This is a genomic window from Nonomuraea sp. CA-143628 (assembly GCF_050942315.1).
Classification (GTDB): domain Bacteria; phylum Actinomycetota; class Actinomycetes; order Streptosporangiales; family Streptosporangiaceae; genus Nonomuraea.
This window is the reverse complement of the sequence record NZ_CP192072.1, coordinates 4,651,316-4,663,670: the sequence shown is the minus strand read 5'-3', so window position 1 is coordinate 4,663,670 and position 12,355 is coordinate 4,651,316. Positions and strand designations below refer to the sequence as shown.

The 12,355-nt window shown below is 69.7% G+C and carries 7 protein-coding genes; 2 read left to right on the top strand and 5 right to left on the bottom strand.

Annotated features, from left to right (window positions below):
* Positions 1-147 precede the first annotated feature (147 nt).
* From ACQP2T_RS21485 to ACQP2T_RS21470, 4 genes are all read right to left on the bottom strand, one after another.
* Positions 148-1,020, bottom strand: a complete 873-nt coding sequence (locus tag ACQP2T_RS21485; protein WP_433517888.1) for an LLM class F420-dependent oxidoreductase — start codon at positions 1,018-1,020, stop codon at positions 148-150.
* Positions 1,021-1,115: 95 nt separating this feature from the next.
* Positions 1,116-3,068: an ABC transporter ATP-binding protein gene (locus tag ACQP2T_RS21480; RefSeq protein ID WP_433517887.1), complete on the bottom strand. Its 1,953-nt coding sequence runs from the start codon at positions 3,066-3,068 to the stop codon at positions 1,116-1,118.
* Between the two features lie 145 nt (positions 3,069-3,213).
* Positions 3,214-4,950 (bottom strand): ABC transporter ATP-binding protein, encoded by a 1,737-nt coding sequence (locus tag ACQP2T_RS21475; RefSeq protein ID WP_433517886.1) that lies wholly within the window; start codon positions 4,948-4,950, stop codon positions 3,214-3,216.
* Positions 4,950-5,573: a TetR/AcrR family transcriptional regulator gene (locus ACQP2T_RS21470; protein WP_433517885.1), complete on the bottom strand. Its 624-nt coding sequence runs from the start codon at positions 5,571-5,573 to the stop codon at positions 4,950-4,952. The genes ACQP2T_RS21475 and ACQP2T_RS21470 overlap by 1 nt, the downstream gene beginning before the upstream one ends.
* Before the next feature lie 466 nt (positions 5,574-6,039).
* Here ACQP2T_RS21470 and ACQP2T_RS21465 point away from each other — a divergent pair, with 466 nt between their 5' ends.
* Complete coding sequence (locus ACQP2T_RS21465; RefSeq protein ID WP_433517884.1) at positions 6,040-7,530, top strand: CHAD domain-containing protein; 1,491 nt, start codon at positions 6,040-6,042, stop codon at positions 7,528-7,530.
* A 9-nt stretch (positions 7,531-7,539) separates the two neighbouring features.
* On the opposite strand, the gene ACQP2T_RS21460 is transcribed toward ACQP2T_RS21465, so the two are convergent.
* Positions 7,540-9,897, bottom strand: a complete 2,358-nt coding sequence (locus tag ACQP2T_RS21460; protein WP_433517883.1) for an ATP-binding protein — start codon at positions 9,895-9,897, stop codon at positions 7,540-7,542.
* Between the two features lie 258 nt (positions 9,898-10,155).
* On the opposite strand from ACQP2T_RS21460, the gene ACQP2T_RS21455 reads away from it, so the two are divergent.
* Positions 10,156-12,150 (top strand): ATP-binding protein, encoded by a 1,995-nt coding sequence (locus ACQP2T_RS21455; RefSeq protein WP_433519805.1) that lies wholly within the window; start codon positions 10,156-10,158, stop codon positions 12,148-12,150.
* The last annotated feature ends 205 nt before the right edge of the window (positions 12,151-12,355 follow it).

Below are 12,355 nucleotides of genomic sequence, written 5' to 3'. Positions count from 1 at the left end.
ATCGGGTGTCGTTCATCGGGGCCATAGCCGCACCTCGCAACTACTTAGCGTTGATTACTACCGGTACAAAGTAGCACCGACTACTGGTATGTAGCAACGCTGAATAGTGGGAGGAGGCACGAGAGTGTGGGAGCGGGCGGACCCGGGCTAATCGGCCTTCCGGACCTCGAGCGCGTCGGCGGCCGCCTCCAGTGCGGCGAGGTGCTCGTCGACCGAGCGAAGTCCCGCCCGCATGGTGTTGATGGCGACATGAGTGGCTCCGGACTCCTGCCACTGCCGGGCGGCCTCGCGTAGTTCCTCCGCGTCGCCCGTCCAGCTGACCCGGCCTTCCATGCCGAGCGTGGCGGGGTCGCGGCCCGCCTGTGTGGCGGCCTCCGCGACCATGGCCTTGGCCTCGTCGAGCTTCGGTCCCGGGGACATCTGCGGGAACCACCCGTCGGCCAGGCGTCCGGCGCGGCGGTACGCCGGAGGCGACTGCGCGCCGAACCAGACGGGGATCGGCCGCTGCACGGGCAGGGGCGCCAGCCCCGCGCCGGTCACCCGGTCGAAGGTGCCCTCGAAGGTGAGCGACGGCTCGGTCCACAACCGGCGCAGCAACGCGACCTGCTCGTCGATGCGCTTGCCTCGGGTGCTGAAGTCCTGGCCGAGGGCTTCGTACTCCACCTGGTTCCAGCCCAGTCCCACGCCCAGCCGGAACCGGCCGCTGGTGAGCAGGTCGACCTCCGCGGCCTGCTTGGCCACCAGGGCGGTCTGCCGCTGGGGCAGGATGATGATGCCCGTGACGAGCTCCAGCGAGGTCAGCGCGGCGAGGTAGCCGAACAGGACCATGGGCTCGTGGAAGGTGGTCCGAACGTCGTAGGGGCCGCCCCAGCCCTGGTGGACCGCCGGATCGGCGCCTACGACGTGGTCATAGGCCAGCACATGCCGGAACCCGAGCTCCTCGACCCGCTGTCCGTAGGCCCGTACGGCGCCCACGTCGGCGCCGAGCTCGGTCTGAGGAAAGACGACACCGATCCGCATGCGTGGCTCCCGTCAAGATCCGGCGACTCCCGAACATCATCAGGCACCCGGCATCGATCACCAAGCACCACACAGGAGTCGCCGGTCCTCGACGGCTAGTCCACCTCCGCGACCGCCCGGCCGAACTGGGCCAGGTACAGGCGGGCGTAGGCGCCGTCCGCGGCCAGCAGCGACTCGTGCGTGCCCTGTTCGACGATCCGCCCGTTCTCCATGACCAGGATCAGGCTGGCGTCGCGGATCGTGGACAGCCGGTGGGCGATCACGAAGCTGGTACGCCCTTCGCGCAGCGAGCTCATCGCCCGCTGGATGAGCACCTCGGTCCGGGTGTCGACCGAGCTGGTGGCCTCGTCCAGGATCAGGATCGCCGGCTCGGACAGGAACGCGCGGGCGATCGTGATCAGCTGGGTCTCGCCGGCGCTGACCGTCGCGCCCTCCTCGTCGATCACCGTGTCGTAGCCGTCGGGCAGCGTGTGCGCGATGCGGTCGACGTGGGCGGCCTCCGCGGCGGCCTCGATCCGCTCGCGCGTGGCGCCTTCCGCCCCGTAGCCGATGTTCTCCGCGATCGTGCCGCCGAACAGCCAGGTGTCCTGCAGCACCATGCCCATGTTGGCGCGCAGCTCTTCCCTGGACATCTCCGCGATGTCGACGCCGTCGAGCGTGATACGGCCGCCGGTCACCTCGTAGAAGCGCATGATGAGGTTGACCAGCGTCGTCTTGCCCGCTCCCGTGGGGCCGACGATGGCCACGGTCTGGCCGGGTTCGACGGTGAGCGACAGGTTCTCGATCAGCGGCCGGTCCGGATCGTAGCGGAAGGACACGTTCTCGAACGCCACACGGCCCCTGACCTGCTCGGGCCGCGCGGGCTTGGCGGGCTCCGCGGACTGCTCCGGAGCATCCAGCAGCTCGAAGACCCGCTCGGCCGAGGCGACACCCGATTGCACCAGGGTCGCCATGCCGGCCACCTGGGTCAGCGGCTGGCTGAACTGCCTGGAGTATTGGATGAAGGCCTGCACGTTGCCCAGCGAGATCGAGCCCGAGGCCACGTTGAACCCGCCCACCACGGCGACCAGCACGTAGTTGAGGTTGCCGATGAACATCATCGCCGGCTGGATGAGCCCGGAGATGAACTGGGCCCGGAAGCTGGAGTTGAACAGGGCCTGGTTGTGCTCGTCGAAGGTCTCGGCGACCTCCTTCTGCCTGCCGAACACCTTGACCAGCGTGTGCCCCCCGAACATCTCCTCGATGTGGCCGTTGAGCTTGCCCGTCGAGGACCACTGCTTGATGAACTGCGGCTGCGACCGCTTTCCGATGACCGTGGTGACGTAGACCGACAGCGGCACCGTGACCAGCGCGATGATCGCCAGGATCGGCGAGATCCAGAACATCATCACCAGCACGCCCACGACCGTCAGCACCGACGAGATGAGCTGGCTCATCGTCTGCTGCAGCGTCTGCGCGATGTTGTCGGTGTCGTTGGTGGCGCGGCTGAGGATCTCGCCGCGCGGCTGGCCGTCGAAGTAGCTCAGCGGCAGCCGTGCCAGCTTGGCCTCGATCTGCCCACGCAGCCGGGACGCCGCCCGCTGCACGACGATCGTGGTCAGCCGGAACTGCACGATCCCGAGCAGCGCCGCCACCAGGTAGAGCGCCAGCACCCAGCTCAGCACCTGGGCCAGCGCGGTGAAGTCGATGCCCTGGCCGGGCACCACGCTCATCGCCGACACCATGTCGGCGAATGTGCCCTGGCCCCTGGCGCGCAGCCCCGCGACGGCCTGCTCCTTGGTGATCCCGGCGGGCAGCTGGGCGCCGATGATGCCCGAGAAGATCAGGTCCGTGGCGTGGCCGAGGATCTTGGGACCCGTCACGGTCAGCGCCACGCTGACCGCGCCTAAAGCCAGGATGACGGCCAGCATCGCGCGCTCGGGGTGCAGCAGCCGCAGCAGGCGGCGGAACGAACCGCCGAAGTCGTGCGCCTTCTCGGCCGGCCCGGACATCATCCGGCCCGGCCCGAAAGCGGGCGCGGGGCGGCGCGCGGGCGTCGGGGTGGTCATGAACCCTCCTTCCTTGATCGCATAACGCTTGATCGCACAACGCTTGATCGCATAACGCTTGATCGCACAACGCTTGATCGCACAACGCTCGGTCGCACAACGCTCGGTCGCATGACCAAGGTGCTGTGCGAGTCGATGAGTTCGGTCATGCCGCGGCCTCCTGTTCGGTGAGCTGAGACAGCACGATCTCCCGATAGGTCGGGCAGGTCTCCATCAGCTCGGCGTGGTCGCCGCTGCCGACCACGCGGCCGTCGTCGAGCACGAGGATGCGGTCGGCGTCGCGGATCGTGTTGACCCGCTGGGCCACGATGACGATCGTGGCGTCGGTGATCTCCTCGGCCAGCGCGGCGCGCAGCCGGGCGTCGGTGGCGTAGTCCAGGGCGGAGAAGGAGTCGTCGAACAGGTAGATCTCGGGCCGGTGCACCAGCGTCCTGGCGATGGCCAGGCGTTGGCGCTGGCCGCCGGAGACGTTCGTGCCGCCCTGGGCGATCGGCTCGTCCAGGCCCTCGGGCATCGCCTCGACGAACTCGCGGGCCTGCGCCACGTCGAGGGCCTGCCACAGCTCCTCGTCGGTCGCGTCCGGCCTGCCGTAGCGCAGGTTGGAGGCGATCGTGCCGGAGAAGAGGTACGGCGACTGCGGGACCAGGCCGACCGCCCGGGAGAGCACGGCCGGGTCGAGGTCTCGTACGCTGACGCCGTCGACCAGCACCTCGCCGGCGGTCGCGTCGAACAGGCGCGGGATGAGGTTGAGCAGCGTCGTCTTGCCGCTGCCCGTACTTCCGATGATCGCGGTGGTACGGCCCGGCCGCGCCGCGAAGCTCACGTCGCACAGCACCGGCTCGTCGGCGCCCGGATAGCGGAAGTCCACCGACCGCAGCTCCAGCTCACCGAGATGGCTCTCCGAGGCGACGGGGGTCGCCGGCGGGTGGACGGTCGGCTCGGTGTCGAGGACCTCCTCGATGCGCTCGGCGCAGACCTCGGCCCGAGGGATCATCATGAACATGAACATCGCCATCATCACCGACATGAGGATCTGCATCAGGTAGGAGATGACCGCGGTCAGCGCGCCCACCTGCATGCTCCCGTCGGCGATGCGATGGCCGCCGAACCACACCACGGCGACGCTCGACACGTTCACCACCAGCATGACCGTGGGGAACATCAGCGCCATCAGCCGCCCGACCCGCAGCGACACGTCGGTCAGCTGGTCGTTGGCCACCGCGAACCGCTCACGCTCGTGCCGGTCGCGGACGAAGGCCCTGATGACCCGGATGCCGGTGATCTGCTCGCGCAGCACCTGGTTGATCCGGTCGATGCGCTCCTGCATCGTGCGGAAGAGCGGACGCATGCGCATCACGATCACGCCGACGATGACGAGCAGCACGGGCAGCACGATGAGCAGCAGCGACGACAGCGCCACGTCGTGGCGCAGCGCCAGCACGATCCCGCCGACGCACATGATCGGCGCCGCCACCATCATCGTGAACGTCATCAGCACGAGCAGCTGGATCTGCTGCACATCGTTGGTGGTCCGGGTGATCAGGGACGGCGGGCCGAACCGGTTGACCTCCTGGGCGGAGAAGTCCTGGACCCGGTGGAAGATCGCGGCTCGTAAGTCCCGGCCCAGGGCCATCGAGGTCTGGGCGCCGTAGTAGACGGCCACGACCGAGCAGATGATCTGGATGAGCGTCACCCCGAGCATCACCAGCCCGACGCGTGCGATGTATCCGGTGTCACCCTTGACGACGCCGTTGTCGATGATGTCGGCGTTGAGGGTGGGGAGATAGAGCGTGGCCAGCGTCTGCACGAACTGGAAGAGGACGACGAGCGTGATCTCTTTCCCGTACGGCCTGAGCTGTGCCCGCAAGAGACGGAGCAGCATCAAGAAGTGCTTTCTGTCGAAGGAGTGGGGGAAGGCCGCAGAAGCAGCCCGTCGAGCAGAACGGAGACGATCTCCGCGTCGTCCATGTCGCCGAACTCGCCGCCATGGCCGAAACCGCGATGCGCGCTCACCGCGACCAACATGAGGAGCAGCTGTGCCGTGGCCTCGGGAGAGCGGCGCAGCCGGTCGCGGTCGGGCTCGAGCAGAGCGGTGACCGCGCCCAGTATCTGACGCCGGCTGTCCAGCATCCGCTCGCGGAACTCGACGTCGTCGACCATCAGCTCCTTGGGCCGGGCGATGAGGTTGGCGTTGGCGTTCATTCCGGCCCGCAGCATCGTGACCGCCTCGCGCAGCCGCGCGCGCAGCTCGGTCGTCGTGCCGATGCCGGTCAGCGCGGCCACCGCCGGCTTCGGGTCGAACGCGCTCATCAGCGCCGCCCGCACCAGCGAGGCCTTGTCGGGGAAGACCCCGAAGATCGTCCCCTCGGCCACGCCGGCGGCCTCGGCGATCTGGCGAGTGCTAACCGCGGTGCCGAACTCGCGCAGCAGGGGCAGCGTGGCAGCGATGAGTGTGGCCCGACGCTCTTCTGGCGCCATGGCCGGCACCCTTCGCCTCTTCGTCATGCGGACGATCCTAATGAGCGAGTACTCACTCGTTCAAATGGTTTTTCACCAAACCCCTTGGTGCGACGTCACGCGACCGCCTCGGTCCCAGTGACGGTCCGTGGCGGCTGGGGTCCTTCTGGAGAGACCCCCTGCGGGGGAGAGAAGAAGGCGGTCCCTCGCGGCCGGGGCCCGATCGGGGGATCCTCCTCCGGCAGCGTAAGAAGACGGTCCGTCGCCACAGAGGTCCCCGTGGAGGGAGCCGGAGGAGCGGAACAAGACGGTCCGTCACGACAGACGCCCAAGGCGAAGGATCCCCTCAGAGCGAACGGCAGAAGACGGCCCGTCACGACGGAGATCCCAGCGGAGAGATCCGGAGGAGTGGAACAAGACGGTCCGTCGTGGATGAGGCCCGAGGAAGGGGCTTCTTGCACGTTTTGTGGGACTCGCCGGGGTAGTGGGTGTTTCGGAGAGTTGAGGAAACGTTGTGGAGATCGAACGCAAGTACGATGTAAAAGGCCCCGCCGAGATCGCGATCGAGGACTTCACCGGCCCGGACGGCAAGGTCACGGTGGACGAGCCGGAGACGTGGCGGCTGGTGGCCGACTACGTCGACACTCCGGCCCTGACGCTCGCCGCCCACGGCATCACCCTGCGCCGCCGCCGGGGCGGCCAGGACGCCGGGTGGCATCTCAAGTTGCCGGTGGCCAAGGGTGCCAAGCGGGAGGTGCACGCGCCGCTGGGTGCCGGTGTGCATCAGGTGCCCGCCCGGCTGACCGACCTCGTCGCCGCCCATCTGCGTGGGCGCGACCTCGTCCCGGTCGCCACCCTGCGGACCACCCGCACGACACGCAAGCTGCGCGACCAGGAGGGCCGGGTGCTGGCCGAGGTCAGCGACGACGTGGTGGAGGGCCGCCGCCAGAACGCCGACCGGCCGCCCGTCTCGTGGCGCGAGATCGAGGTCGAGCTGGTCGACGGCCCGATGGGCGTACTCGACGCCGTCGAGAGCAGGCTGCGTGACGCCGGGCTGGCGCCGTCTCCGTCCGGCTCCAAGCTGGCGCGCGTACTGGGCGCCGACCTGCCCCCGGAAGGCGACCGCAAGGACGGCCGGAGCGCCAGAGCGGTCCTGATCGCGTACGTGCGGCGCCAACGCGAGCAGTTGCTCGCCAACGACCCGCTGGTACGCCTGGCCGACCACGACGACGACTCGGTGCACGCCATGCGCGTGGCCCTGCGGCGCATCCGCAGCCTCCTGCGCACCCACGCGCTGCTGCTGGACGGCGACCGGATCGGCCCGCTCGACGCGGAGCTGAAGTGGCTGGCCGCCGAGCTGGGCACGGTGCGCGATCTCGAAGTGCTCACCGGCCGGTTCGCCCGCCGCCTCGCCGACCAGCCCGCCGGCGGCCCCCGGGAGGCGGAATGGCCTGCCGTGCTGGCCGCGCGCGAGCACAAGGCCAGGCGGGCACTCAAGAAGACGCTGCGGACACCGCGTTACTTCGCCCTCCTGGCCGCCGTCGACGATCTCATCGCCGACCCGCCCTTCCTCGGTAAGGCGAACCGCCGGCCCGCGGCCCTGGTGGCCAGGAGCTGGCGCAAGGTCCTGGCCAAATACGCCAAGGCCGAGCGCCTGCCGCTGGGCGCGGAGCGTGACCAGGCCCTGCACGCCACCCGTAAGGCGGCCAAACGCGCCCGCTACACCGCCGAAGCCGCCTCCGACGTGCTCGGCAAGCCCGCCGCGAGGCTCGCCAAGCATGGCGAACGACTGCAGGACGCCTTCGGCCGCCGCCAGGACGCGCTGGTCGCCCAGCAACAGCTCACCCAGCTCGCCACCAGGGCGAACCTGTCGGCGGCCGACACCTTCACCCTCGGCCTGCTGCTCGCCGAGGAACGCCACGAGGCCGCCGAGGCGTACCGCGCCCTCGCGCCGATCTGGAAGAAGGCCGCCAAACCCAAGCTCCTGCGCGCCCTCGCGAAATAGCCCCGTAGGTCAGTCATGCGAATCGGGAGGCTCCCCGCCCGCGGCTCGGGCCCGCTCGCCGACCCACACGGCGATCTGGGCGCGTGAGTTGAAGCCGAGCTTGTTCAGGATGTGCTCGATATGCCCCTCGGCGGTGCGCGGGGCGATCACCAGCGCGGCGGCGATCTGCTTGTTGGTCATCCCCTGGGCGACCAGCTGGGCGATCTCCGTCTCGCGGCGGGTGAGCCGCGCCGGCTCCGCCTTCGCCGCCTTCTCGCCCTGGGGCGGCTCTTCCTGGAGCGCGTAGCCGAGCGCCTCGTCGTAGGAGAGCCGGGCACCCCGCTTGAACTCGGCGTCGAAGGTCGCGTCCCCCAGGGCCGCGCGCGTGCGACTCTCGCATTCGTCGTGGTAGCGGACCAGGTGCCCGAATCCGGACAATGCCGCGCCGATCGAGCTCCAGACCGTCTCCAGGATGCCCAGCAGCCGGGCGGCCCGCTCGTAGTGCTGCTCCGTCTCGGCGATCCAGGCCAGCACCTCGAGGTTGACCCCGACGCCCAGCGGATCGTCGAGCGAACGGTTGAAGACCAGGCTCTCCTTCTCGAGTTCGGTCGCGCGGCGGAGGTCTCCCTGCCGCCACACCTCCACGCCGAGCGCCATCATCGTGTACGCCTTGTGCCACCCCTCCCCATAGGCGTCGCACACGGCCAGGCAGTCGTCGCCCAGGGCGATGGCCTGCGAGGAGTCACCCAGGTAGGAGTGCGCGAGGGACAGCCGGATGAGGGCCAGGGCCAGGCCCACGGGGTTCTCGGTGTTCCGGTGGTGTGCCACGGCCTCCTCGTACAGCCCGATGGCCGTTTCGGTGTCGCCGCGGTACATGGCGATCATGCCGGAGTAGAGCGCGACGTACCCGCGGACCAGCTCATCACCCAGCCGCTCCCCCAGGACCCTGCTCTCCTCCAGCATGGCCGCGGCGGTGGTGATGTCGGCCTGGATGATGGCCAGCCAGCTGTTGGCCCACAGCGCCCTGGCGCGTACCTCGCTCGGCTCGGTTTCCAGGGCCAGCCCTCGGTCCAGCCAGCGCCGGCCCTCGCCGAGGTAGTAACTGGTGATCCAGTGGTAGAGCAGGTCGGCGGCCATACCCAGGCCGGCGCCGGCCTCCGCCGGGTCGCCGTAGAAGCTGTCGATGGCGGTGCGGAGGTTGGCGTGTTCGAGCTGCAGCCGGTCGAACCAGGCCACCTGCGAGGGACCGAACAACTGCGCGTGGGCCCGCGCCGCCAGTGCCCGGTAGTAGGCGCGGTGTCGCCGTTGCAGCGCGGGTTCCTGGCCCGAGGCGGTGAGCCGCTCGCGGCCGTACTGGCGGATGGTGTCGAGGAGCCGGTATCTCACTCCCCGGCCATGCTCCTCCCGGAGGAAGACGGACTTGTCGACCAGGCCCATCACCAGGTCGATGACCTCGTCGCGGCTGATGCCGTCGCCGGAGCAGACCGCCTCCGCCGCCTCCAGGTCCAGCGTGCCGGCGAACACCGACGCGCGCTCCCACATCAGTTGTTCCTGCTCCGAACAGAGGCCGTAGCTCCAGTCGATCATCGCGCGCAGCGTCTGATGGCGCGGCAGCGTCGCCCGCGAGCCTGCGGTGAGTAGTCGGAACCGGTCGTCCAGCCGGTCGTGAAGCTGCTGGAGCGACAGCGCCCGCAGCCGCACGGCCGCCAGCTCGATCGCGAGCGGCAGCCCGTCCAGCCGGCGGCAGATCCGCAGCACGAGGTCCCGGTTGTCCTCAGTGACGGCGAACGTCGGCAGGACGGCCCGGGCCCGCTCGGTGAACAGCCGCACCCCGTCACACTGCATGAGCGCCTCAGCGGACATTCCCGGGCGGTCGGAGTCCGGCAGTGGAAGCGTCGGCACAGGCAGCATCTGCTCGCCGCTGATGCCCAGCGTCTGCCTGCTGGTGGCCAGGATCCGCAGCTCAGGGGCGGCCCGCAGGAGCATGTCGGCCACCACGGCGCACTCGTTGACCAGGTGCTCGCAGTTGTCCAGGATCATCAGCGTCTGCTTGTCGCGCAGGTGGCCGACGAGCACCTGCAGAGGCGGGCAGACGGTGTGGTCGCGAATCTCCAGGGCCTCGGCCACGACCTGGGCCAGCAGTTCCGGATCCTCCAGGGAGGCGAGCTCGACCAGCCACACGCCGTCGCGGAACGCCCGCCGCACCTCGAGCCCCACGCGCAGGGCCAGCCGGGTCTTGCCCACCCCGCCCACGCCGATCAGGGTCACCGTCCGGGACGCGGACAGCAGCGTTTTGACCTCGGCCACCTCGTGCCGACGTCCCACGAAACTCGTCACCTCGGCCGGCAGCCACCCGCTCCGCTGCCGCCGGGGCTCCCCCGTTGCCATGACGCGCCCTCGTGTCGGCCCGGCCAAGCAGGTCACCACCGTGCCGGATCCGGGCCCTCAACTACCTAGGTTATGCCCAGACCGTTTTCCCGGTGCACAGCGTAATGTTGTGGACATAGCCTGGTGGTTAGTGATGGCGCGATTACAGCGGCGCCACAGGGCAGGATGGACGCGGAGGTGACCGGTTCTCCGGAACGTCGGCGGGTAGAGGGACCCGGCATCGTCGGGCGCAGGCATGAGATGTCCGCGGTGCGGCGAATGTTGGGCCATACCCGGTTGCTGACCCTGACGGGCACCGGCGGAGTCGGCAAGACCCGGCTGGCCGTGCAGGCGGCCGAGGCCCTGCGCGGGGCGTTCGCGCACGGAGCCGAGCTGGTCGAGCTGGCCACTCTCGAGGATGCCGACCTGCTGGAGTCGGCCGTGGCCGCCGCGCTGGGGCTGCGCGAACAGGGTCCCTGCTCCATGACCACGCTGGTGGACTATCTGGCCGACCGGCGGATGCTCCTGGTGCTGGACAACTGCGAGCACCTGCTGGAGGAGTGCGCCCTGCTGGTGGACCGCATGCTGCGCGGCGCCCCGCGGCTGCGGATCCTGGCGACCAGCCGCCAGGCGCTCGGCGTCTACGGCGAGCAGGTGCTGTACGTACCGCCGCTGACGACATCGGATCCCGGCGAGGCGGTACGCGACATCGCCCGCCACGACGCGGTCCGCCTGTTCGCCGAGCGCGCGGCGCGGGCACACCCCGGGTTCACGGTCGACGCGGCCAACGCCGAGACGGTGGCCCGGCTGTCACAGCGCCTGGAGGGGATCCCCCTGGCGATCGAGCTGGCCGCGGTGCGGCTGCGCACGACGCCTGTGGAGCAGTTGCTGCGTGAGCTGGACGAGCACTTCGAGGCGCCGGTCGAAGGCGCCCGTTCCGCCCTGCCCCGGCACCGGTCACTGCGCGCCACCCTGGACTGGAGTTTCGGGCTGTGCTCGCCGGCCGAGCAGCGGCTGTGGAGCAGGCTGTCGATGTTCGCCGGCGGCGTCGAGCTGGAGGCCGCGGAGGCGATCTGTCCGGGCGAGAAGATCGACAAGGAGGATGTCGTCGATCTGGTCGCCGGCTTGGTGGACAAGTCCGTGCTCATCGCGACTGAGCGCGATACCGGGGTGTACTACCGCATGCTCGACAGCATCCGCTCGTACGGCCGTGAGGAGTTGTCCCCGGCTGAGGCGAGAGCGCTGGGCCGGCGATACGTCGAGCATTACCGGGGTGAGGTCGAGCGGCACCGGTTGGATCGGCTCTCTCCTCACCAGCCCGAGGGGTTCAGGGCCCTGCAGCGTGAGCTGCCCAATCTGCGCGTCGCGCTCGACCTGTGCTTCGGCCGGGCGGGCGAGGCGTCCGTGGGGTTGGAGATCGCCTCGGCGCTGTGGGTCTTCTGGATCATCGCCGGCTCTCTCACCGAGGGCCGGCACTGGCTGGATCGTGGCCTGCGGCTCGTACCGGAGGCGAACTCCGCCCGGGCCGACTCCCTGTGGGTCGACAGCCTGCTCGCCCTCCATCAGGGCGACCTGAAGACGGCCCTGCCGCAGCTTGAGGAATGCCAGGTCCTGGCCCGGCGGCTGGGTGACGAGTCCGCTCTCGCGTTCGCCACCCAGGTCTCGGGCATCGCCGCCTTCTCGGCGGGAGAGCCCCGGCGAGGTCTCGCGCTCCTGGAGGAGGCCCGCGCCGGGCACCTGGCCGGTGGGGACGTCGACGCCGCCGCCATCAACCGGTTCTACGCCGCCGCCTACGGCGCGGCCGAGGCCCCGGAGCTCAGCATCACCCTGGGCGACTGGTTCCTCGCGCTGTCGGACGCCCGGGGCGCCCAGCTGTCGCGCGGGTACGCGCTGTTCGCCCTGGGCATGGCCGCGTGGAACCAGGGCGACTGGCGCAGGACCGAAGCCCTGATGAAGGAGGCGGCCGAGCTGCGGAACACGCTCAACGACCGGTGGGGCCTCACGCAATGCCTGGAGGTGCTGGCCTGGACGGCCTGCGCGCAGGGCCGATACGAACGGGCGGCCACGATACTCGGCACCGCGCATCCGCTGTGGCGGGCGATGGGAGCCTCACCGACCCGGCTGTTTCCCCACGTACGGGGCCACGAGCAGTGCATGGCCCGCGCCCACGAGGAACTGGGCGGGCGGGCGTTCGCGGCGGCCTTCCGCCAAGGGGCGCGGCTCGGGCTGAAGCGGACGATCACGTACGCGATCGAGCGGGCCGACGACGAGTAGATGTTCTCAGAGGCAAGGCGGGACGCCGGGACCGATCTCAGCGGTGACCCGATCGGCTCCGGCGTCCCTCTGTTCAGGGGGTTCCGTAATGATCGTTTATTCAGTATGGCAACCTCCGTCCTGATGGCGTCCGCAGATCTGGCCGATCATCTCTGGTGCGGATAGGACTTTTGCGGACACGGATCTGGCGCATGGACTCTCTCTC

Coding starts and splice junctions, on each gene's coding strand:
- ACQP2T_RS21455 (WP_433519805.1), top strand. CDS start 10,156: ATGTTGGGCCATACCCGGTTGCTGACCCTGACGGGCACCGGCGGAGTC.
- ACQP2T_RS21480 (WP_433517887.1), bottom strand. CDS start 3,068: ATGACCACCCCGACGCCCGCGCGCCGCCCCGCGCCCGCTTTCGGGCCG.
- ACQP2T_RS21460 (WP_433517883.1), bottom strand. CDS start 9,897: ATGGCAACGGGGGAGCCCCGGCGGCAGCGGAGCGGGTGGCTGCCGGCC.
- ACQP2T_RS21470 (WP_433517885.1), bottom strand. CDS start 5,573: ATGACGAAGAGGCGAAGGGTGCCGGCCATGGCGCCAGAAGAGCGTCGG.
- ACQP2T_RS21475 (WP_433517886.1), bottom strand. CDS start 4,950: ATGCTGCTCCGTCTCTTGCGGGCACAGCTCAGGCCGTACGGGAAAGAG.
- ACQP2T_RS21485 (WP_433517888.1), bottom strand. CDS start 1,020: ATGCGGATCGGTGTCGTCTTTCCTCAGACCGAGCTCGGCGCCGACGTG.